This window comes from Ruegeria atlantica, from assembly GCF_013032455.1.
In the GTDB taxonomy this organism is placed as follows: Bacteria; Pseudomonadota; Alphaproteobacteria; order Rhodobacterales; family Rhodobacteraceae; genus Ruegeria; species Ruegeria atlantica_B.
In genome coordinates, this window is sequence record NZ_WQCF01000013.1 from 1 (window position 1) to 23,071 (window position 23,071).

17 protein-coding genes and 1 tRNA gene are annotated in these 23,071 nt (G+C 56.4%); 11 read left to right on the forward strand and 7 right to left on the reverse strand.

The genetic code is table 11. From position 1 onward, the window contains the following. Window positions 1-269 precede the first annotated feature (269 nt). Window positions 270-355 (forward strand) — tRNA-Leu (locus tag GOW93_RS17935). Window positions 356-551: 196 nt separating this feature from the next. On the opposite strand, the gene GOW93_RS17940 is transcribed toward GOW93_RS17935, so the two are convergent. Together GOW93_RS17940 and GOW93_RS17945 are read right to left on the reverse strand one after the other, a co-directional pair. Next, window positions 552-1,049 carry a hypothetical protein gene (locus GOW93_RS17940; protein ID WP_170387291.1) on the reverse strand — a complete coding sequence of 166 codons (498 nt, stop codon included), beginning with the start codon at window positions 1,047-1,049 and terminating at the stop codon, window positions 552-554. Beyond that, a complete protein-coding gene (locus GOW93_RS17945) occupies window positions 1,042-1,809 on the reverse strand; it encodes a helix-turn-helix domain-containing protein (protein WP_170387293.1) in 768 nt (255 codons plus the stop codon). Before GOW93_RS17945 ends, GOW93_RS17940 begins: the two co-directional genes overlap by 8 nt. 605 nt (window positions 1,810-2,414) lie before the next feature. Between GOW93_RS17945 and GOW93_RS17950 the strand changes: the two genes are divergently transcribed. The 5 genes from GOW93_RS17950 (at window position 2,415) to GOW93_RS17970 (ending at window position 10,927) form a co-directional block, all read left to right on the forward strand. Continuing rightward, on the forward strand, window positions 2,415-4,760 hold the full coding sequence (locus GOW93_RS17950) for a beta strand repeat-containing protein (RefSeq protein ID WP_170387295.1): 2,346 nt from the start codon (window positions 2,415-2,417) through the stop codon (window positions 4,758-4,760). 129 nt (window positions 4,761-4,889) lie between these two features. Further along, window positions 4,890-6,833 carry a type I secretion protein gene (locus GOW93_RS17955; RefSeq protein ID WP_170387297.1) on the forward strand — a complete coding sequence of 648 codons (1,944 nt, stop codon included), beginning with the start codon at window positions 4,890-4,892 and terminating at the stop codon, window positions 6,831-6,833. Window positions 6,834-6,872: 39 nt separating this feature from the next. Beyond that, complete coding sequence (locus GOW93_RS17960) at window positions 6,873-9,107, forward strand: type I secretion system permease/ATPase (RefSeq protein WP_170387299.1); 2,235 nt, start codon at window positions 6,873-6,875, stop codon at window positions 9,105-9,107. Between the two features lie 11 nt (window positions 9,108-9,118). Beyond that, window positions 9,119-10,471, forward strand: a complete 1,353-nt coding sequence (locus GOW93_RS17965) for an HlyD family type I secretion periplasmic adaptor subunit (protein ID WP_170387301.1) — start codon at window positions 9,119-9,121, stop codon at window positions 10,469-10,471. 78 nt (window positions 10,472-10,549) lie between these two features. Continuing rightward, window positions 10,550-10,927 (forward strand): rhodanese-like domain-containing protein, encoded by a 378-nt coding sequence (locus tag GOW93_RS17970; RefSeq protein ID WP_170387304.1) that lies wholly within the window; start codon window positions 10,550-10,552, stop codon window positions 10,925-10,927. Here the strand turns inward: GOW93_RS17970 and GOW93_RS17975 are convergent. Beyond that, entirely contained in the window at window positions 10,924-11,724 is an 801-nt protein-coding gene (locus tag GOW93_RS17975) for an alpha/beta fold hydrolase (RefSeq protein WP_254443676.1), read from the reverse strand. The two genes, GOW93_RS17970 and GOW93_RS17975, sit on opposite strands and share 4 nt — an antisense overlap. A gap of 49 nt (window positions 11,725-11,773) precedes the next feature. Here GOW93_RS17975 and GOW93_RS17980 point away from each other — a divergent pair, with 49 nt between their 5' ends. After that, on the forward strand, window positions 11,774-12,148 hold the full coding sequence (locus GOW93_RS17980; RefSeq protein ID WP_170387307.1) for a hypothetical protein: 375 nt from the start codon (window positions 11,774-11,776) through the stop codon (window positions 12,146-12,148). Between the two features lie 64 nt (window positions 12,149-12,212). On the opposite strand, the gene glyA is transcribed toward GOW93_RS17980, so the two are convergent. Then, window positions 12,213-13,508 carry a serine hydroxymethyltransferase gene (gene glyA / locus GOW93_RS17985; RefSeq protein WP_170387309.1) on the reverse strand — a complete coding sequence of 432 codons (1,296 nt, stop codon included), beginning with the start codon at window positions 13,506-13,508 and terminating at the stop codon, window positions 12,213-12,215. A gap of 168 nt (window positions 13,509-13,676) precedes the next feature. Here glyA and GOW93_RS17990 point away from each other — a divergent pair, with 168 nt between their 5' ends. After that, window positions 13,677-14,438: an NAD kinase gene (locus GOW93_RS17990; protein WP_170387311.1), complete on the forward strand. Its 762-nt coding sequence runs from the start codon at window positions 13,677-13,679 to the stop codon at window positions 14,436-14,438. 238 nt (window positions 14,439-14,676) lie between these two features. Here GOW93_RS17990 and GOW93_RS17995 read toward each other — a convergent pair whose 3' ends face one another. From GOW93_RS17995 to GOW93_RS18005, 3 genes are all read right to left on the reverse strand, one after another. After that, a complete protein-coding gene (locus GOW93_RS17995; protein ID WP_170387313.1) occupies window positions 14,677-16,134 on the reverse strand; it encodes an amidase family protein in 1,458 nt (485 codons plus the stop codon). A gap of 97 nt (window positions 16,135-16,231) precedes the next feature. Then, complete coding sequence (gene prpE / locus GOW93_RS18000) at window positions 16,232-18,121, reverse strand: propionate-CoA ligase PrpE (protein WP_170387315.1); 1,890 nt, start codon at window positions 18,119-18,121, stop codon at window positions 16,232-16,234. Window positions 18,122-18,381: 260 nt separating this feature from the next. After that, window positions 18,382-20,655: an NADP-dependent malic enzyme gene (locus tag GOW93_RS18005; RefSeq protein ID WP_170387317.1), complete on the reverse strand. Its 2,274-nt coding sequence runs from the start codon at window positions 20,653-20,655 to the stop codon at window positions 18,382-18,384. Window positions 20,656-20,820: 165 nt separating this feature from the next. On the opposite strand from GOW93_RS18005, the gene GOW93_RS18010 reads away from it, so the two are divergent. The 3 genes from GOW93_RS18010 to GOW93_RS18020 all read left to right on the forward strand — a co-directional run bounded on the left by GOW93_RS18010 (window position 20,821) and on the right by GOW93_RS18020 (window position 23,067). Next, window positions 20,821-21,519, forward strand: coding sequence for a hypothetical protein (locus tag GOW93_RS18010; RefSeq protein ID WP_170387319.1), 699 nt, complete (start codon window positions 20,821-20,823; stop codon window positions 21,517-21,519). Then, entirely contained in the window at window positions 21,488-22,585 is a 1,098-nt protein-coding gene (locus GOW93_RS18015; protein ID WP_170387321.1) for a cupin domain-containing protein, read from the forward strand. The genes GOW93_RS18010 and GOW93_RS18015 overlap by 32 nt, the downstream gene beginning before the upstream one ends. Before the next feature lie 89 nt (window positions 22,586-22,674). Beyond that, the gene (locus tag GOW93_RS18020) at window positions 22,675-23,067 is read left to right on the forward strand and encodes a cytidine deaminase (protein ID WP_170387323.1); all 393 of its coding nucleotides are present in this window, start codon (window positions 22,675-22,677) and stop codon (window positions 23,065-23,067) included. Window positions 23,068-23,071: the final 4 nt, after the last annotated feature.

Genomic DNA, 23,071 nt, shown 5'->3' on the forward strand with positions numbered 1-23,071 from the left:
TACAGGCCGACGATGCACTAACAATCAATTTGGACCAGTCAGATGAGGCTGCTCAATCTGTCAGTTTCGGACGCTCTGATTGTCCCTCCCAGGCTCTCAGCGGCTCTGCGATGATTGTTTTGCGATCTTCCACTTGGCAACCGCTTTCGTCATCCAGTGGTTACGAGCCCTTATCTTAAAATCCTTAGATTTCGACCGCAAAGCGCATTGTATTCATGGCCTTGTGGCATTACTGGTTTTTCAGGCCTGAAATAGGCCCAATGCACATTGCCCGCGTGGTGGAATGGTAGACACAGGAGACTTAAAATCTCCAGGCGGAAACGCCGTGCCGGTTCGAGTCCGGCCGCGGGTACCAAAACCGACTTTGTGCAAGTCTTATTCTCTGAGCATGAGCGCTCTCTTTGTTCGCTCACCTTTTCAATAAGCTGCGCTTTAGATCCCGCTTTCCTGTAGGGGCGAGTGGCTCGTTCAAATCCCATCTGCACGAAAAGGATTCGTAGAAGGACTTTGACCGGCTCACAACCTAGCGCAACCTGTTCGGGCGGCCACAATCAAACCGGGAAACCCAAGTGGCCTATCAGGCGCCAGATATCCCGGTTAGCAGCCGACAATTGCGTGAGGGTATCTTCGATTTGCTGAATGGCCTCTTCGTCAACAGTGTCTTCGCGCCCCATTTTTATATCGGTCTTTCTATCCGAGATGCGCATCAGAATTGTCTTTGGGTTTCCGCTGTCGGCATCGAACGAGTAAATGCAGTGATTGTATTTGTTTCGAATAGACGACAGCTTACTTAGTCGTTGGGTGAGTTCCAGAACTGGATCCCGAATTTCAGGCGGACGGCCGTCCATCTTTGCCAGCCGCTCCACAAGGTCTACGCGAGCGCGCGTTGTGTTGAGGGTCAGAAAGATAATAACGGCGACGTCTTTTTTTGTATCACCAAGTCCAGCAATAAGGTGGATCAACAGGCTTTCGGTGTTGGTCCACATGTAATTGAGCTTGCCGACCAGCAGGATTAGGCGGTCAAAGCGAGTTTCGAGTGCTTCAGTCAACTGTTTGAGCCTGATCTTGTTCTGCTACCACCTCAAAATAGAACTGAGCAGCAGCTGTCCTGTTGCTGACACCGATCTTGCCCGCAACGTTATGCATGTGCAGCTTTACCGTGTGCTCGGTGATGCCGAGGTTTGATGCGATGATCTTGTTGCTTTGACCTTTCGAGACGAGGCGCAGAACCTGCTTTTCGCGCCGGGTCAATCGGGCAAATACCGGGTTTGGTTCTTTCGTTTTTTGCTGCGGCTTTGCCGGGGCGTCGCCCAGCAGGCAGGGTGTGGTCGGGCTTTGCGGGGGGGACACACAGTCTGCCAGAAAGCTCGGCAGGTAAAGCTCTTCATGCATCAAAAGCCGCAAAATGGACCGCCATACATCTGGCGCGACGTTCATTGGAAGATAGCCAATATCCCCGAACTGTCCCCTGTCCCAGTTTTTAAATAAGGAACGGGCTGTGTCTTCCTTACGATATGCAAAGGCAAGACATCCCGACCCAACTGTTTCGATATAGAGGCCTGGTTGGGTAAGAAGGTCGTTCAGCATGATTTGGTCGACGACAACCACTTTCCCGGCCGGCAATCTGGATGTGTCGAGTGATTTTAGTTCAGCGATGTCATCATACCTATGCGCAGCAACACCGAATTCCGTCTGAACGCTACGCAGAGTTTGGTTTGAAAAGAAAAGCTCCTTGCCAATAAAGTTGATCGAGAAATCTTCGGTGCAAGTATCTTTTTGGGCGGCACTATCCCGCAACGGATTGCTCATTACTTCCCCCTAAAAACTCACGCCACGAAATCTGTAGCGCACCAGTAAACAACACACTTAACGCGAATTAACGATAGATTAACTTTTGGTTTAAGTAACTATAGCTGAAAGTCCAGTTTTCATCAATATTGGGCCTTTTCCAACCCATTCGGACTAGAACTTTGGTTTAGGTTCATCGCTGCTACTCCCGAAAATGTTGAGGGTTAATGCGGTTTTAGATCCTTATCCGAAATCCTTCGGAAAATTGGTGATTTTATCCGTTAATATATAATTAATAATTAAAAATACTGCGTAATATCAAGCCACTGTGCCGTCTAATGCTTAAGGTCAGCTATTCAGGGCGCTGTTCGGCTGCGACCATTACCCTGCTTCAATTTGGGAAGCTTAGTTACTGATCTGCCTGCGCATCGCGAATTGACGCGAACCTCAATGACCGCGAGCAGAGAGTCGGCTTGGCCGGGAAAGGGAGGTGGGAAACGACTTCACCAAACGAAACCGCTTCAAGCGCGTTTTCGCGCCTGAGAGCTTAAATATTGTTTCAACAGCGCCAGTAGCCGTTTGTTAGATGAATGACGGTCGGGCGCGGCAATAAATGGATATTTGTTATGAGTAAAAACCGTCAATATCAGCCCCACAATGACATCACAGCAATCGGTGAAGTGAACGTTGACGAGGCCTATGTGCCAATCGACGCTGACATCAACGTCAAACATGCAGATGTCGATGCAAATTTGAACAAACAGAAACAAGACACGGATGTTGATCAGAATCAGCGCCAAACCACTGACGTCGACGCGGATCAGGATCAGCGCACAGACGTGGACAATGAAAATGATCAGGACCAAGACCAGGATCAGCAACAAAAGCAGTCTCAGTCGAACAAAAATGGCGGCGATGACAGCAACACGAACGACGTCAACAACAAGATCAATATTGATTTTGGCGGCGGCGAGTGGATCCCCCGTGACGATGATTTGGTCGATGTGGATGTAAGCAAAGGCGGTTCGGTTGACGACGTGATCACCGTTGGGAACGACTTTGATTATGATCCGGGTGATGACACAAATTTGGACATTTCGTTGGACGGCTCAGGCAACGACATGTTGTCGATCAACAACCAGCTTGCAGAACTGACTGACAACGATCATCTGGGCCAAGCTTCGGTTTCGAATGACGGTGGCACGTTCGAGCAACATGGCGACGCGACTGGCGGTACCGCCAACTCTGACGATGGCATAGATGCCGAGTCACTTGGCGGCAATTCCGGCGCGGGTGGTACGGCTCATGGTGGCGGTGCGATGGCCTTCACCAAGGGTAGTAATGCACAGTCGGGCGGCGGCGAAACTGGCAACGCCAATGCCGATGCAGACGCCGGAAATGGCGGTGACTCGGGTGATGCAAAAACTCTGGGTCTGAACGCCAGCAAGTCGGATGCGAATGCCAGCGGATCCGGCGACGGTGGCAATGGTGGAACTGCGGACAGTGATTCCAGCGCCTACAACAAAGGTTACTCGGACGCGTCCGACGCTGATAGCGACGGCGGAGACGGTGGCAACGCAGGCTCGATTGGTCTGGGGCTGGGATTGGGACTGTCGGGTGCCGGTAACAGCGGTCAGTCAACCGGTGGTTCCAATGACAGCATCGCAGCTGCCAAAGGCGGTGCGCTTGCAGCCAATGACGCATCATCCGGCAACGCCGACGGCGGTGACAGTGCAGCTGGCAACATCGGCCTGGCCAAAAATGAATCAGACAGTGACACCGAAGCCAACGGTGCTTCTTCGGGTGGCAATATCGGTCTTGGTAAAGCTGGCAGCCTTGCCAACAGCGACGCTGATGCTGACGGAGGCAAAGGTGTCGGCGGTGACGGTGACGGCGGCAAAGGTGAAGGTGCACGCGGCGACGGTGGCGATGGCACTGGTGGCGCCGGTACTGGCGGAGACGCCGGTCAGATCGATGCAGCACTTGCGGCTTCGCACCAGAGCACGGGTCTGAGCGGCCTGAACCTGGGCGGCGCGGGTGCCTACAACGGCGGTGGCGGTGAAGCCGAAGCTGGCAAAGGCTATGGCGGTGAAGGGGACGGCGGCCGCGGTATTGGTGGCGACGGAACCGGCGGTAACGGTCCGGGCGGCGACGGGACTGGCGGTGCCGGTACCGGCGGTCAAGCGGACTCTGACTCGGATGCTCAGGGCGTCGGAGATCAGTATGCTACAGGCCCGGTTGTCACCCAATCCCCGGGAGATGTCACAGGCACGGCGCGCAACGATCAGGATGCCGACTCGAACGGTGGCGCCGGCGGAACCAACGACACCGATGGTCGCGCAGACGCTGAAGGAACCGGTATGGCAACGGCCAACGGGACCGGCGGTGGCGGCGGCGCAATCCAACAGGACGCGCAGTCGAGTGGCAGCGGCACGGGGTCTGCAGACGCGGATAACGATGCCGGTTATGGCGGAGAATCCTCGGTATTTGCCACGGCGGACACCGATGGCACCGCTGACAGCCTGGCCGAGGCAATCTCTGGCTATGGTGGCGCTGGCAGTTCGGACAATGACGCAACGTCGACCGCATATGGCACGACCAATGGTATGTCCGAGTCGGGCATCGGCGGCGGCGGTGGTGCCGCGCAATCGACTGGCGGTCAAAGCGGCGACGCCAACGGCTTCGCAGAAGCTGGCAACGTAACTGGCGGTAACGTCAGCGGTGGCGATGTTTCGGGTGCGTATTCTGGGGCCGGTGGCAACGCTGGTAGCGCTGGTACCTGGGGCTCGAACAATGGCGGCGACGGCATCGTAAACGGTGAATCGCATGCTTCTGCCGCTGCGGTGGTTGATACGTCAGCCTTCAACCAGTCGATCGTCATGGGAGCCAACGTCCTTGGCAACTCAGTCGATACAACGATGGTGGGCGGGTCCATGAGCTCGTCCTACGCCAGCGACGATACCGACGTGTAACCAGAGTTCAGAGCCCGCGCATGCGGACTCTGATACTCTTCGAGAAAAACGCCGAGGCCGCAAAAAGGCGGCCTCGGCCCAACTTAACCCAAGCCGGAAATTTCAGCCGGGGCGGGGAAAGGAACCGATATGTCTCTCGACAGTATTACGGAACAGATTGCACATTTTATTGGAACGTTTGAGCTTACGACCGAACAGGCGCGATTGCGCGATCAGTATGAAGAATTTACCGCGCTAAGACGCCAAGCAGAACTTGAAGATTTGGCAGACCCCACACGTATTGAGGTCTCGGCACATCTGAAATTAGAGACGGGCGAGCATAATATGCTGCCATACAAGTTTTCTGCGCCGCAGGCCGACGTGCCCTTACCACCTGCCACCGCTGAGCAGCTTGAAAGTCTCGGAGCGGTTCCCAGCCAGTCGTTTGGTTTGGATTTCAATTTTCCCCAAGCGCTTGAGTTGGGATCATCCATACAACTCACCATGATCGTGAAGCCAGAGTTTATTACCGAACTGATCGGTTCGGCGGTCACCTATACGGTTCAGAAAATCCGACTAACCGACAATGACACCGTCGGAGAGGGTGATTTCCGAGATGTCGAAGCTTTGATGGCAAAGGGTGACGGGCTGTTGGCAAAGGCGTTGTCGCTGCATGCCACTTCGTCCCCGTCAATGGACATTCAGGATTACCTGTCTGGCGCGGCGCTGGAAGTACTTATCGACCAGATGCAAACAACCCTGACCCCCGAAGTGGAAGGGGCAGAAATTCATCAGTTCCACGGCGATGACGCATTGGGCATTGTTGTGAATGGCGAACATGTCGATGAAGTGCCGGATTTCAACGAATTGCTGCCCGCGCATCTCAAGGCCGATGAAGAAGAGGGGGCAGGGGATGATACCCCAAACCCATGGCCCGCAGAATGGGAGCAGACCGAAGATCCTGTGTTCGAAGATGGCCATTCGGTGATTGCAGGTGGAAATCTGGCGGTGAACGAAGTTGCGGTAACCGTCAGCTGGATTGACGCCCCCAACATCCTTGTAGGTGGTAAAGCCACAAACCTGACGGTGTTCAATCAAGTGGCTGTTGTCTCTGATGTTGATGAAGGCGAGCCCGGCGTGCAGAGTGAAACTCATGTGGTGCAGTCCTCTGAGATTGCTGTTGAGGCCAACGAAGCATCATGGCTGGAAGACAATGTCGCGGAAGCAGGTCAAGCGCCGGTTGTCGATGTCGATTGGATTTCCGGCGATATGTTGGTCACGAATTTCATCAAGCAGGTTATCGACGCTACGGATATCGACCAGATCGCCACCGAAATTACCGCGACGTCCACGGCCTACACGTTGGGCGAGAATGTCATGACCAACGTGACTGACATTCTTCAGTTGGGCAGCTTCTACGATATGATCGTTGTTGGTGGAGATATGACATCGGTCGATGCTGTGTCGCAGACCATCGTGCTGTCTGACAATGACGTGGTGCATGGTGCTCAACCGACAGAGGCTGAGGACAATCTGGTGATGAATCAGGTGTCTCTGACGACGACGGGCGAAGACACACATGAGGAGTTGAGCGAAACACTGGCCGAGGTGATACCTCTGCAAGAAGTGGACACCGAGGCGTTGGAAGACGCGCTTTTGAATGATCCCATGTTTGCCGGGACAGAACTGGTCCGGGTGCTCAAGATTGAGGGCGATCTTTTGCAGGTCAATGTCATCGATCAGGTCACCGTGTTGCAAGATGATGACGATGTTTATGTCGATGCCCCCCCTGGCAAAGAGGTTGCCGCGCTGGGTGCTGGTAATGGCATTCTGAATTCCGCCCATGTGAAAAAGATGGGTGTGGATTCAGTGATCAGAGCTAAGGAAGAGGAATATTCCGATCTGCTTTTGCATCAGGCAAGCATCTTTGAAGACGCGATGGCGGAAAAAACCGAGATTATCAGCGAAGCTGTCGCGCTGATGATGGAAGAGCTTGATGCGCCGGGCAAATCTGAACACGCCCCCGGCCACAACAAACTGACGCCATCGGAAAAAGCAGGCCTCGACGATGGTCTGGAGACTATGCTTGCGTAGTAATTTTGTGTGTTTTGCGAGTGACTTGAAAGTTTTGATATGTCGATTAAATTCCCGTCGCGTCCGAGACGTTACGCCAGCCCGTTGGACCGCCATGGTGGTGCCGTCTCATCAACCTCAGATGCAAGCGGTTCTGGGGAGAATTCAAAGAAAACCCCTGGATTGCGACTAAGCGACGACTACCGCGTGCGTGACCCCGAAGGTGGCACTCGCGACGCCGTTGTCACAGGCGATGCGAGCGCGGGCCAGACGGTGAAACCAAACCTGACGGGTCACAATACGAAAGACGAACCAAGCCTGCGCGCGGGATCCTCCTCCCAGCGCAAGCAGCCGCGGCCTGTCGAAGGTCATGACCAACAGGACAGCGGTGCTGGGGTGGCCGATGCCGAGGGCTCAGATCCCGAAACCGTCAGTAAGACCAGCGACCGAAGTACCCCCAGGTCGCGCTCGGGTGACGGTGATAGAATGGGCACCACAATCGAGGCCAAGGCGAATGAACCATTGCTGCGCAGCACCCAAAATGGCGGTGATGGGAAGGGGCCACCCCAAACATTTCACAAACGCACACCCCCCGAGGATTTCCGAAAAACGCTTCGAACCTCGCTACGGGCGATCTATCGCAATCTGGCTTTTGTGCTGGTTTTGACCTGCGCGACGAACGTTCTGATCCTGGCAATACCGATTTACCTGTTTCAGATCAGCGACCGTGTTCTGACCAGCCGCTCGCTGGACACTCTGATCATGCTGACGGCCATCGTGGCCGGGGCGGTGATATTCCAATCAGCTTTTGATGCGGTGCGGCGGTTCATGCTGATGCGTACCGCGGTTGAGGTTGCGGCCCGTCTCGGTGCACCGATCCTGAGCGCTGCCGCGCATGCCTCGTTGCATGGTACAGGGCGTGAATATCAGACATTGGGTGATCTTCAGCAGGTCAGGGGGTTTCTTGTTTCGGGGACGCTGATCTCATTCCTTGATGTGCCCTTTGCGCCCTTGTTCATTTTGATGATCTTTCTGGTGCACCCTCAGCTTGGGATGATCGTGATCGTAACAGCCCTGCTGCTGATGACGATCGCCTTCATCAACCAACGCATGACGGCGAAACCCTTTGCCGAGGCCAACAAAGCGCAATCGATGGCGAACCAGCATCTGGACTCGATGTCGCGCAACAGTCAGATCATAAATGCCCTTGCTATGATCCCCGAGGCCGTGCGCATCTGGGGTCGTGACACCGCGCAATCCATGACATGGCAAGTCCGCGCCCAGGATCGCAACGTGATCTTCGCAGCGATTTCACGTGCCGTGCGTCTGCTGACTCAGATCGCCATTCTGGGCTGGGGCGCGTATTTGGCGTTACAGGGTGAAATCACTGGCGGTATGGTGATCGCGGCTTCGATTATTGCCGGCCGTGCATTTGCACCCATTGAAGGGTCAATCGAAGGGTGGAACGGCTTCCTGCTGACGCGGGCAGCCTATGGTCGGATCAACCAACTGTTGTCCAACTCTGCCCTGCAGTTCGAAAAACTGCGCCTGCCACGCCCAGAAGGACGGCTGGATGTCGAGCGCCTGCTTTACGTACCGGGCGGAACCAAACGCGTCGTGCTGAACGGGATCAGTTTCTCGCTGAATCCGGGCGAGACATTGGCCATCATTGGTAATTCGGGTGCAGGTAAAACCACTCTGGGTAAAACACTAGTCGGGTCAATCCTGCCCACGTCGGGCAGTGTGCGGCTGGATCTGATGGATATCCGCAACTGGGATCCGCGCCAGTTTGGAGAAAGCATCGGCTATCTGCCGCAGGATGTTCAACTGTTCCCCGGCACGATCAAGGACAATATCGGACGGATGCGCTCGGACGCGACGGATGAACAGATCCACGATGCCGCGGTTCTGGCCGATGTGCACAACATGATCGCGACCCTGCCGCAAGGTTACGAGACGGTGGTCTCCGCCGATGGCTCGCCCCTGTCTGGTGGGCAGAAACAGCGCATCGCATTGGCAAGGGCGTTCTTTGGCAACCCACGCATGGTGGTTCTGGATGAGCCGAACTCGAACCTCGACGTGGCTGGTGACAAAGCCTTGGCCCGTGCCATTGAGCAAGCCAAAGAAAGCAAGATTACCGTGGTCGTGATTACTCAGAAGCCAACGCTGCTGAACGTGGTCGATAAGATCATGCTGCTTACAGATGGACGTGTGGCGCTGTTTGGCCAGCGCGAACAGGTTCTGCAACAACTCAATGGGCCGCGCAGTAATACGCCCGGCATTCAAAACCAGTAAGGGGGTGCGACATGAATGATCTTGTCCCCGTGAATAACGATCCCAAGAACCCCGACGTCTGGTATGCCGAGGTTCCACGTTCAATCAACCGTCTGGTCGTCATAGGGATGATCCTGCTGGTTGTTTGTTTTGGTGGTTTCGGCGTCTGGTCTTTCCGCGCACCTTTGGCCGCTGCTGTGATTGCGCAGGGCAGCTTTGTCGCCACCGGCCGCAACAAGATTGTGCAGCATCTGGAAGGCGGTATCATTCAGGACATCAAGGTAATCGAAGGCCAGTCCGTCAAGGCCGGTCAAGTCCTGATGACGTTGGACCAGACATCGGCCGAAGCCAATGAGCGCGAGTTGTTCATCCGCAAAGCACGCCTGCAGGCTATGTCCGAGCGCCTGAATGCAGAATATGCAGAATTGCAACGGTTGGAATTTTCCCCTGCCTTGATGGCCCAGGCAGAGGACACAGAGGTGATGACAATCCTTGATGGGCAAAAGATCAGCTTTGATCTGTCTCGCAAGACCTTGCTGAACGATATCGCTCTGTTGGAACGCAACATGGAAGCCCTGAGAATTCGTTCCAGCGGGTTTGAGGCGCAGTTGGACAGCATGGTTCGGCGCTCAGCGATCCTGCAAGAGGAATACGAGACCAAGCAGGCCCTTTTTGAAAAGGGGCTGGTCCGTAAGGGCGAACTGAACACAATCCGCCGGGTTCAGGCCGAAGCTGAGGGGCAGCAGGCGCGCCTGCAAGCCGAAGCTGCCGAAATCAACCAAATGTTGCTGAAATACGAAGAGCAGATATCGCGCACTCGTGCGGCTTATCGTGAGGCTGCGTTGGACGAGTTAGGCGTGATCGAAGCCGATCTGGAAAGCGTGCGCGAAAAAGCGCGCCAAGCCCGCAGCGTTTTGGATCGCGCGGTTGTACGGGCCCCGGTGTCGGGCACGGTTGTGCGGTTGCACTATCATACGCCGGGCGGCGTGATCGAAACTGGTGAGCCCATCGCCGAAATCCTGCCCGCAGACGCGCCATTGATTATCGAGGCGCAAATCCCGCGCACCGAGATCGACAGCGTTGTCACGGGTCAGAATGCAACCGTGCGGCTTGTGGCACTGAATCAACGCACGACCCCGGTGCTGAACGGTCAGGTGTTCTATCTGTCAGCCGATGCTCTGGTCGAAGACACTGCGGGTGCTCCGCAAGAGGTCTATCTCGCCCGCATCTCGCTTGATCCCGAAGAGATCGAGCGCGTGCGCGGCTTTATCCCTACCCCCGGTATGCCTGCGGAAATCATGATCCAGACAGAAGAGCGGACCTTTGCAGCCTATATAGCTAAGCCTGTGACAGACAGCATGTCGCGCGCTTTCCGCGAACAGTGAAGGGGCTGGCCTGCGGTTAGTCTACACCTTCCATTTCCTGCATGTTAACCTGCGGCGACATTCACCGGAGGATTGCGCATGCCTTTGACCGTAAAAGACATGATGGAGGCCGCAAATGCGGTCGTTAAACGTGTAGATACCGCTTTTGCCCAAGTAGCTTTAGGGCAGGGTGGTCTGTTGCTGGATGTGCGCGATGCCGTTGAATTACAGCAAACCGGTCGGGCCAAGGGCGCGCATCATATCCCGCGTAGCATGTTAGAGTTTCGGGCTGATGACACCTTGCAATCCCATGACCCAGAACTTCAAAAAGATCGCCCGATCGTTCTGTATTGCGCGGCCGGAGGTCGCGCTGCTTTGGCGGGCAAGTTGCTGAAAGACATGGGGTATCATCAGGTCTACAACCTTGGCGGATTGTCCGATTGGATCAATGCCGGCGGAGAGGTTACTGAGCTCTAGGCGTTCAGGAATGCCCGGACAGCCGCCTCAAACTCTCGCGGTTTTTCGGCGTGTAGCCAATGCCCCGCGCCGGGTATCTTGGCAAACTTGGCAGCCGGGAAAAGCCCTCGGATCAGGTCGCGGTGCTCGGGCAGGACATAGTCGGACTCGGCGCCAGACAGAAACAGGGTTGGGCCGTCCCAGCTTGCGGTTAGTTCAGGAAAGCCCATGATCTTGGGCATTTCGGCAGCCAGCACGTCGAGGTTCAGCAACCAGCGCTGCCCTTTGACATCCAGCGATTGCGTAAAAAAGCTCTGTAGCGCAGGCTCAACGCCCAACTTCGCCAGTTGCTCCGATGCATCCGAGCGGCGCTCGACCTTGGACAGATCAACGGCGCGCATTGCTTCGATGAACTGGATCTGACTATGGCTGTAGATAACTGGCGCAATGTCGGCCACGACTAACTTGCGTACCAAATCTCCATGTTGCAGCGCCAGCGTCATTGCCGCCTTACCGCCCATCGAATGCCCCACTACATCGGCCTTGCCACCAAAATTGTCGATCACCTCGGCCAGATCGTTTGCGAGGTCGGGATAGCTGTGCTGATTGGTCCACATGCTATAGGCGTGGTTGCGCATATCGACAGCAACCACCTGCCTTTCATCCGCCAGCCGTCGGGCGATTACCCCCCAATTTCGCGCCGAGCCATACAGCCCATGTGCAATCAGCAAAGGAGGTTTCGCAGTCGGTTCGCCATGAATGATCGTATTCAGCATGCTGGTGTGATACCCGCCGTGAGCGGAAACAGCCAGCCCCATTGTCGCCCTCGCCCAAGGTGGTTAGATTAACGGGCTTGGAGGCCGCGTCATGTCGGAAATTACAGATGTCCAAAGCCAGATCGCGCACACGGTTCAGCTGCTGCGTAATAAATTGGGAGTTCGGGACAAAACGCTGACAGCATCGGTAAAAAAGGCCAAGCGGCAGCTGCCCCGTCGGATTTACAAACAGGCTCTTTTGCTGGCGAATGCCGAGCAGATGGCGGCTCATCCCAAATTGCGTCTGGTGCTGGATACACCGAAACTTGTGAAAGCGTCAGAAGAGGTTCAGGCCCATCTGAACGGAATCAACTTGGCTGATCGGCGTTGGGGTTGGTTTCTAAGCTTTCTTGGATCGCTGGCCTTGGGTTTCCTTGCCCTGTCGGTGCTGGCGTTGATCGTTCTGCGCTGGCGCGGCTTTATTTGAGTACAACTGGTCAAAGAAAACGGCGCCCAAGGGACGCCGTACCTATCATTTATGGGTTTCCGATTTACAGGTTCGGATAGATCGGGAATTTCGCGCAGAGGTCTGCGACCCCGGCTTTGACCTTGGCTTCGACTTCGCCGTTACCGTCCTCGCCATTGGCGGCCAGACCGTCGACAACTTCGATGATCCAGTCGGCGATCTGACGGAACTCGGTCTCACCGAATCCGCGGGTGGTGCCAGCGGGCGAGCCCAGACGGATGCCGCTGGTGATGGTCGGTTTTTCCGGGTCAAACGGCACGCCGTTCTTGTTGCAGGTGATATGTGCGCGGCCCAGAGCCTTCTCGGTGGCGTTGCCCTTGACGCCTTTGGGGCGCAGGTCGACCAGCACCACGTGGGTGTCGGTGCCGTGGGTCACGGTGTCCAAGCCGCCTTTGATCAGCTGATCCGACAGGGCCTGTGCGTTGACCACGACTTGCTTGATATAGTCTTTGAACTCGGGGCGCAGCGCCTCACCAAAGGCCACGGCCTTGGCTGCGATCACATGCATTAGCGGGCCGCCCTGAATGCCTGGGAAGATCGCCGAATTCACTTTCTTGGCGATCGCCTCGTCATTGGTCAGGATCATGCCGCCACGCGGGCCGCGCAGGGTCTTGTGGGTGGTGGTTGTTGCCACATGCGCATGCGGGAAGGGCGAGGGGTGCTCACCCGCGGCAACCAGACCAGCGATATGAGCCATGTCCACGTGCAGGTATGCGCCAACCATGTCGGCGATCTCGCGCATGCGGGCAAAGTCGATGACGCGCGGGATGGCCGAACCGCCCGCGATGATCAGCTTGGGCTGGTGTTCCTTCGCCAGTGCTTCGATCTGGTCATAGTCGATCAGGTTGTCCTGCTGGCGCACGCCGTAATGTACGGCGTTGAACCATTTGCCCGACTGGTTCGGGGCAGCGCCGTGTGTCAGGTGGCCGCCGGCATCCAGGCTCATACCCAAGATTGTGTCACCAGGTTTGATCAGCGCTTGGAACACACCTTGGTTCGCCTGCGAACCCGAGTTGGGCTGAACGTTGGCGAATTCACAGCCAAACAGTTGCTTGGCGCGGTCGATGGCCAGATTCTCAGCGATATCAACGAACTGGCAGCCGCCATAGTAGCGACGACCGGGATAGCCTTCGGCGTATTTGTTCGTCATCACTGAGCCCTGTGCTTCCATAACGGCGGCAGAGACGATGTTCTCGGACGCGATCAATTCGATCTCGTCTCGCTGGCGACCCAGCTCGGATGTGATAGAGCCAAACAGCTCAGCGTCACGCTCGGCGAGGGATTGGGTGAAAAAACCGGTATCACGAAGATTGGCGTTCATGGAGGCTCCACTGGGCTGGGTAAGAATCTTGCGGATTTCCTATCGGAAACGATTCATTTGCAAAAGGCGTAAAGCGACGATTTGGCCCGCTGTGGCGTCAAGACTGGCCTATTGCGGAAAGGTATGTTTGTTTCGGAACCAAATGTGCAGCACCGGAAACCGGAATAGATGAAAAAGAGAATCGCTTTTCTTGCCAGCGACGCCAAAGTGGCCCAAACCGCGCGAGACAGCCTTGTGAAACGCTATGGTAATGCGGCCCCACGGGACGCCGATGTGGTGGTTGCTTTGGGTGGTGACGGCTTCATGTTGCACACATTGCATAATATGCAGCATCTCGACACGCCGGTGTACGGAATGAACCGCGGCACAATCGGCTTTCTGATGAACGAGTTCCACGAAGACGACCTGATGGAACGTCTGGCTGCGGCCGAAGAAGAGCTTATCAACCCATTGGCCATGCAGGCTATGGATCAATCCGGCAAGATGCATGAGGCGCTGGCGATCAACGAGGTGTCTTTGCTGCGGGCAGGCCCACAGGCGGCACGGCTGAAGATCAGCGTTGATGGGCGGGTGCGAATGGCTGAATTGGTCTGCGACGGGGCTCTGTTGTCCACGCCCGCCGGGTCGACCGCCTATAACTACTCGGCGCATGGGCCAATTCTACCGATCGGATCTGACGTTTTGGCACTGACGGCGATTGCCGCGTTCCGTCCGCGTCGGTGGCGCGGGGCGTTATTGCCCAAGATTGCCAAGGTTCGGTTTGATGTGTTGGACGCCGACAAACGCCCCGTTATGGCGGATGCGGATTCGGTTTCTTTTCCGGATATCGACTGGGTCGAAATCCGATCCGAGCCGTCCATTCAGCACCGTATTCTGTTTGACCCCGGGCACGGTCTGGAAGAGCGCCTAATCTCGGAGCAATTTACCTGAGGTTGTATGTGTTCAAACTTTTTTCGCCTTGTGTGATCCAGTTCACAGGAGAATCGTTTGTCGTTTGTTAATATGAACTTGCCCGGAGAACACGCCAAGGTGGGAGTGAGTGGCCACCAGACGGCGTATTCGAATGATTGCGCAGTTTTCGCGCTGGCGAGGGTAGGTGGTGCTACGCTCGTTGTCAGAATTCCGGGCTTATTTAAGTAAGCGGACCCCGGGCACAAAACCCCGGGGTCTATTTTTGTAAAGTGCTTAATTCGGCTGAGGCCATTTTGTCCCAAAGTGGCAGGCACATTTGACCTACGCGTGCCTCTATCGCCAAGGCGGCATCCACTGCCATATCCTCGCGCCAGCGTCGGGCTGCAATCTGGACGTTGATCGGTTGCGGGCCTTGGGGCAAGTCGGCCAGATGTGCCGGAACGCAGGCGGCAGGTAACCCCATAAAGTTCATTGCATAGGAATAAACGGCGCAGCCAAGAACCTCATGCACGCCTTCGGCCCCCTCGGTATCCCGATCAGGTTTGAAGAAAGGTTGCGGCAGGAAAGGGGACAGAATGAGCGGGTAATCCTCCAGAAACAGCGACCAATCACGTGCATAGGTACTGCGTTTGGCCAGCATCTGGACCAATTCGGTGCCGGTGACAGGCGGAAACTCCTGAAAGTAGACGTCGAAAATGTCACGTATCGTTTGCGATCCTGCGGCTTCTATATCGCCCTTCATCAGGGTCAGAACTTCCCCCATCAGTGTACGGTAGCCAATCCGCCCACAGTCGAACACGTCGGGCGGGCTGACCTCCTCCACCTGATAGCCAGCGTCGGCCAAAGCCTCGCGTGCCATGTCTAATGCCTTGTCAACCTCAGGGTGAAGATCGTAGCCGAAGGTTTCTTTGGTGACGGCGACCTTGATCGGACCGTCTGCCTGTTCGCCCCGCCACGGCATCGGGACGTGGAAGGGATCGCGAGGATCAGCTGCAATCAGGCTAGGCATCGACAGGTGAAGGTCGGCGGCGGTGCGAGTGATCAACCCCTGCACTGACATGGATTGCGCCAGCAGTCCGCGCTCGGCTTGTTGACTGGGGTTCCACGCGGGTACGCGACCAAGGCCAGGCTTAACCGTGACTGCTCCGTTGGCAGCGGCCGGAAACCGCAGACTGCCGCCGATATCATTGCCATGCGCCAGCGCCCCGATCCCTGCCATAACGGCTGCTCCCGCACCCCCCGAGGATCCACCAGGTGAGATATGACGCCCCCAAGGGTTATGTGTACGGCCGTGCAAAGGGTTGTCGGTGTCGGCGCGAAAAGAGAACTCGGGCGTGTTGGTGCGTCCGATGACGATGGCTCCGGCGTTTTGCAGATTGCGAACAACCGGCGCGTCATCGGGGGCGATCACGTCTTTCAGGGCGACGACACCGTTCGAAGTGGCGTGGCCCTTTTGATCGACGTTGATCTTAATCGTCACCGGTACGCCGTGTAGAGGTCCGGTTGGGATGCCCTGTGCCCGCGCCCGGTCGAGGGTTTGGGCGCGGTCAAGCGCCTCGGCGCTCAGATCTTCGACCACGGCATTCAGTTCCGGGTTGACCTCGTGCATCCGGTCAATTGCGCTTTGAACTGCGTCCTCGGCGCTGAGGTCTCCGCTACGGGTTCGGGCGGTCAGATCGGTGGCGCTTAGGCGCCATATGTCGGTTTGTGTCATGCAGCCTCACTGTCTTGGTCAGACAGTAGGGGCGTTGGGCCCGGTTGCAAGCGAAAGCCGGTGAGGGCGGGGCGACCGACGGCCGCCCAGATCCCATTTACTGCGCAAATCCGATGGATTTCAGCGCAACCTCGATTTCGTCCAGAATCGCCGGATCGTCGATGGTTGCAGGCATCTTGTACTCTTTGCTGTCTGCGATCGAAACCATTGTTCCACGCAAGATTTTACCCGAGCGTGTTTTGGGCAAGCGATCCACGACAACGGCCTGTTTGAAGGCAGCAACCGGTCCGATCTTTTCGCGCACCAGCTTGACCACGTCCTGTACTACCTCACCGTGGTCGCGATCACAGCCCGCGTTCAGGCAGAGGAAACCCACCGGCATTTGACCTTTGAGCTGATCCGACACGCCGATTACTGCGCATTCGGCGACGTCTGGATGTGCGGCCAGCACCTCCTCCATTCCGCCGGTAGACAGGCGGTGACCCGCGACGTTGATCACGTCATCAGTGCGCGCCATGATATAAAGATAACCGTCCTCATCAATCATGCCAGCGTCGCCGGTTTCGTAGTACCCAGGGAACTGATTCAGGTACGAGCTTTTGAACCGCTCTTCTGCATTCCACAGCGTCGGCAGTGTGCCTGGGGGAAGGGGTAATTTGACTGCAATCGCACCCAGTTCGCCGGGTTTCACCGCGTGGCCGCCTTCGTCTAGGATCTGTACGTCATAGCCTGGCATCGGCTTGGCCGGAGAGCCCAGCTTAACCGGCAGTTCTTCGATACCCAGCGGGTTGCCCGCGATGGCCCAGCCTGTTTCCGTCTGCCACCAGTGGTCGATCACCGGAACCTTCAGTGCATCTTGCGCCCATTCGATGGTATCCGGGTCTGCGCGTTCGCCCGCCAGAAACAGCGCGCGCAGGCCAGACAGGTCGTATTTCGCCAGCATCTCGCCTTTTGGGTCTTCCCGTTTAACGGCGCGAATGGCGGTGGGAGCGGTGAAGAAGCTTTTGACCTTATGTTCGGAAATTACCCGCCAGAAGGTACCCGCGTCAGGTGTGCCGACAGGTTTGCCCTCGAACACAATGGTTGTATTGCCGTGGATCAGCGGGGCGTAACAGATGTAAGAGTGCCCCACCACCCAGCCCACGTCAGACGCGGCCCAGAACACATCGCCGGGGTCGACGTCGTAAATGTTCTTCATTGTCCAGTTCAGAGCCACCAGGTGACCCGCGGTAGGGCGCACAACGCCCTTGGGGGCTCCAGTCGTACCCGAGGTGTAAAGGATATAGGCCGGATCATTGCCATCTACCGGCACACATTCTGCCGGTTCAACGCCGTACTGGAACCCGTGCCAGTTAAAATCGCGCCCCTCGACCAATTGCGCCACTTCCTGCTCGCGCTGGAAGATCACGCAGAAATCGGGTTTGTGGCTGGCCATCTCTATGGCGCCGTCTAGCAGAGGTTTGTAGTGAACCACGCGGCCCGGTTCCATCCCGCACGAGGCGGCGATGATCGCCTTTGGCTTGGCATCATCGATCCGAACGGCCAGTTCGTTGCTTGCAAAACCACCGAACACAACCGAATGAACCGCACCGAGGCGTGCGCAGGCCAACATGGCCTCCAGGGCTTCGGGGATCATCGGCATATAGATGATGACCCGATCACCCTTTTCGACACCCTTGTCCCGCAACGCCCCGGCCAAAGTGGCGACACGGTTGCGCAGCTCGACATAGGAAATTTCGCGCTTGGTGTGTGTGATCGGGCTGTCGTAGATGATAGCCGTCTGCTCGCCGCGGCCGTTTTCGACGTGGCGGTCTACCGCGTTCCAGCAGGTGTTGACCTTGGCGTCGCAGAACCATTCATAGAGCGGAGCGTTGTCGTCAAAAAGCGCCTTGGTCGGCGGTTTGATCCAGTCTATCCCCTTGGCGGCTTCCATCCAGAATGCCTCGGGGTCTGACTTCCAACTCTGGTATACGTCCTGATATGCCACAATGGCCTCCTCCTTCAACTCCGCGATTTGTGTAAGGCCGTGAGGGGGCGGCACACAAGCAAAGGAAATGACGGAGCGTCACTTTATCGCAAAATCTTTGCAGGATTTGCCAAAGTGGGCTGCAAATTTTTGCAAACCTCCTGCCAGGGGCAAAGTTGTGTGTGTCAGAGGGCCAGTTTTGCAAATCTGCAAATAATCGAATGCAAAGAATCACTGGTGCCCAGGTGCCTCTGAGGGCACCTGAGATTTAGTGTCGTGGACTAGCTGTATTGCGTGACTGGCGTGCCTGCAATTGCGGCCATGTTCAGCAACCCACGCGCCGTTATAGATGGGGTCACGATATGGGCCTTGTTGCCCATGCCCATCAGGATCGGCCCAACCTCAAGCCCATCAGCTTTCATCTTCAGGATGTTGCGCACACCGCTGGCCGCATCCGCATGGGCAAAGATCAGCACGTTGGCCGTTCCTTCCAGACGCGAGTTCGGAAAAATGCGCGACCGTAGTTCCGGGTCCAGCGCCAGATCAAGGTTCATCTCACCTTCATAGGTAAAGTCTCGCGGTTCGGAATCGAGGATTTCCAGCGCGGCCCTCAGACGTTTTCCTGACCCTTCGGCCTGGTTGCCGAATTGCGATTGTGAACAGAAGGCGATATTGGGTTCGATCCCAAATCGCCGCACGTGACGGGCTGCGCCGATCGTGATTTCAGCCAGTTCCTCGGGTGTTGGCAATAGTCGCACATGCGTATCGGCGATGAACAGGGGGCCATCTTCAAGGATCATCAGTGACAACGCACCATGCGGATGTTGTTCACCATTGGCCAGAACCTGTTCGACATAGTTCAGGTGCCAGCGATACTCGCCAAAAGTACCGCAGATCATGCTGTCTGCATCACCGCGATGAACCATGATGGCGGCAATTGCGGTGTTGTTTGTGCGCATGATTGCCTTGGCAAGATCAGGGGTGACGCCACGGCGCTGCATGATTTCGTGATAGGAATTCCAGTATTCGTAATACCGTGGGTCGTCTTCCGGGTTCACGATCGGGAAGTCATGGCCGGGGCGAACAGTAAGGCCCAACCGTTCACATCGCGCTTCGATTACGTCCGGGCGGCCGATCAGAATGGGTGTCTCAGTGGTTTCTTCCAAAATGGCCTGAGCTGCACGGAGAACACGTTCGTCCTCGCCCTCGGAAAACACGATCCGTCGCGAGGCGGCAGTTGCAGCCTCGAAAACGGGGCGCATGAGAAGGGCGGATTTGAACACGGTCTCATTCAGGCGCTCTTTATAGGCCTCAATATCGTCGATCGGGCGCTTGGCCACACCGCTTTTCATAGCCGCCTTGGCAACAGCCGAGGACACAACGCCCACCAGACGCGGATCAAATGGTTTCGGGATCAGGTAATCCGGGCCGAAAGTCAGTTGCTCACCTTTATAGGCTGCGGCGGCTTCGGCGCTGGTGGTGGCGCGGGCCATTTCGGCGATACCATCGACGCATGCGATCTGCATTTCGTCATTGATCTCGGTCGCACCCACATCCAGAGCACCCCGGAAAATGAAAGGGAAGCACAGGACATTGTTCACCTGATTGGGGAAATCGCTGCGACCCGTTGCGATGATCGCGTCAGGGGCAACCTCGCGCGCGGCTTGTGGCAGAATTTCCGGTGACGGGTTGGCCAGCGCAAAGATGATCGGGCGCTTGGCCATTTTCTTGACCATCTCGGGCTTGAGCACGTTGGGCCCGCTCAGACCCAGAAACAGGTCGGCATCCCCGATCACGTCGTCCAGCGTGCGCAGGTCGGTTTTCTGCGCAAACTGATCCTTGTGCGGGTTCATATCCTCGGTGCGGCCCTCATAGACAAGGCCGTTGACGTCGCACAGCCAGATATTCTCGCGCTTAACACCCAGTTTCACCAGCATGCTCAGACAGGCAATCCCCGCCGCGCCGCCTCCGGTCGAGACGACCTTGATCTCTTCGAACTTCTTTCTGGCCACGTGCAGTGCGTTTTTTGCGGCCGCGCCGACAACAATGGCGGTGCCGTGTTGGTCGTCGTGGAAAACCGGAATGTTCATCCGCTCGCGACAGATTTTCTCGACGATAAAACAGTCGGGGGCTTTGATGTCTTCCAGATTGATGGCGCCGAAGGTTGGCTCCAGTGCGCAAACGATGTCGGCCAGCTTTTCCGGGTCGGGCTGATCAACTTCGATGTCAAAACAGTCAATGCCCGCAAACTTTTTGAAAAGAACCGCCTTGCCTTCCATCACCGGCTTTGAAGCCAGCGCGCCGATATTCCCAAGCCCCAGAACTGCTGTTCCGTTCGAGACAACAGCCACAAGATTGCCCCGCGCAGTATATAGGGCAGCGTTGTGTGGGTCGGCCTTGATCTCAAGGCTTGCTTCAGCGACGCCGGGGGAATAAGCGCGGGCAAGATCACGACCGTTTGCCATCGGTTTTGTCGCCTTGATCTCCAGCTTGCCGGGCTTTGGATGGGCGTGATAATCAAGCGCGGCCTGCCGCAGGCTGGGTGTATCGGACATTGGCGTTTTGGCTCCGTTCTGAAATTTGATTTAGCCTTAAACTATTTTTTCCGGCTTGGCTACGTCGCGTCAGTTGATAGGTTAAATATGGCCGTTTTGCCGCTGCGGTTGATTTCTGTCACAAAACATTTACTGTCCGTCGACCTTGAAATTGGGGTCAGCCGTATGAGCACAAAGCAGAACTTGGGGTCAGACTCTGACCTTTCAATCGCCAGCAACAATTTTGGAACCGACCGTTTTGCATTTCGCGCTGCCATCGCATTGGCAGTGGTCATACTGTGCGGCATTTCGATTTGGCCAGTTCAGGCAGCCGCATTCAATCAAGAGGGCGGTCTGATCGAAACTGGCTCGGCAGCGGCTTTGCTCATTGCGGCACTGGTGGCGCTGTACCGGTATCGCGGGATAAGCCGACTGTATATCGGCGTGGTCCTGCTGCTACTGGCAGAGCGAGAGCTTGAAGCCGACATTTATGCAGTAGACAGCGTGCCTTACTTTATTCTGCACGGGCTGGATGTCCTATTGGACATGACGATTGTGCGTGTGGCGTTGGCGGTAATCGTGTTGGGCGGGCTGATCTGGCACGGGGTGCCGACCGGGTGGCGCGCACTCAAGGCGCGGGCTCCGTTTCTTATGGTGTTCTTTCTAGCAGGCATGTGCGCTGTTGTGGCTCAGGGGCTGGAAGAAATCAGTAGTGCTATGGGGGCCGAGATGACCGAAGTCATGGCGACCCGTCTGTTCGTGCTGGAAGAAACGCTCGAGATGTTCTTTTCGATTGGCATTTTGGCCGCCGTTCTGATCGGATGGCCGAAAACCAAGGCCGAAGAGACAGTCAATGAGCAAACCTCAAAACCAAATATGCGCTGAAATACGCCTGCCGACCCAGGAACTGCGCAACGACATACCGTTTTACACCAAGGTTCTGGGCATGCGGATGGACATGATCTACCCCGCAGATGACCCACGTGTCGCTGTATTCTCGGGCCACGGCTTGCGTCTGCGGATCGAAAAGGATGCGCCAGAGACGCCGGGTACCGTGCGAATCCTGACGGACAAGCCGGATGAATTTGCCAACGGTCAGCGTGATCTGGTGGCACCCAATGGAACACGGGTCGAGATTGATGAACTGAACCCACCGATGGTCATGCCGGAAACGGTGCACTCCTTCGTTGTGCGTCGTCTTAAGGATCAGGCGCCGTGGATTATTGGTCGGGCTGGTATGCACTATCGCGATCTGGTGCCGGACCGGTTGGGTGGGTCGATCATCGCCAGCCATATCCGCATTCCTGATGGTGGGCCGGTGCCGGATATGGTGCATTTCCACAAGGTCGGATTTCAATTGATCTTCTGTATCCATGGCTGGGTAGACGTGGTCTATGAAGATCAGGGTGAAAAGATGCGCCTGACTGCAGGCGATTGCTTTATCCAGCCACCGGAAATCCGTCACCGGGTGCTTGAGGCGTCAGACAACGTGCAGGTGATCGAGATTGGTGTTCCGGCGGAACATGTCACCGAAATTGATCACGATATGGACCTACCGACTCCACATTACCGCCCCGGCCGGGAATGGCAGGGCCAGCGGTTCGTATTCAATCAGGCCGAAGGCGCCGAATGGGGGGCGTTCCGACTGCCGGGTTACATCTGCCGCGATACAACCATTTCTGAAAACACCAAAGGTGTTGCCGGGGTGCAGGTTGTACGCAAAGGGCATGGCGATCCGGTTTGGGCTACCCATGATACCGATATCCACTTTACCTTCGTCATGAGTGGCGAGGTCACACTTGAGGGCGAAGGCCGGGAACCCTATCGGTTGGAGCAAGGCGATGCTTTCGTGATCCCGCCCTGTATGCGCACCCGGTTGGCTGATCCTTCCGAAGATGTCGAATTGCTAGAGGTCACGCTACCCGGCACGTTCAATACGGTTCTGGGGTAAGGAATCTTCTGCTTGGGGGTTCATCTTCACGAGCAGTTTCATTTAGGGTACGACTTTCTGACCAACTGATCAAAAATTGGGGAATCGCCATGACTTTGAAAGACGCGGCACTGTCTGTCCGGGAAAAAGCTTATGCTCCCTATTCAAACTTTAAGGTTGGTGCGGCGATCCAGGCGGCGTCTGGTCAGGTTTTCTCGGGTTGCAACGTAGAAAACGTCGCCTATCCCGAAGGCACCTGTGCCGAGGCCGGTGCCATCGCCGCCATGGTCGCGGCGGGCGAGCAAGCCCTGACCGAAGTTTACGTGGTGGCGTCTTCTCCGCAACCTGTGCCACCGTGTGGCGGGTGCCGCCAAAAGCTGGCCGAGTTCGGAAAGCGTGACGTCAAAGTGACCTTGGCCACTGTGGGCGGTGCTGAGTTCGAAACCACGATTGGGGATCTTCTGCCGGGTGCCTTCGACGCCTCGCATATGGAGGATGTCTGAGCCG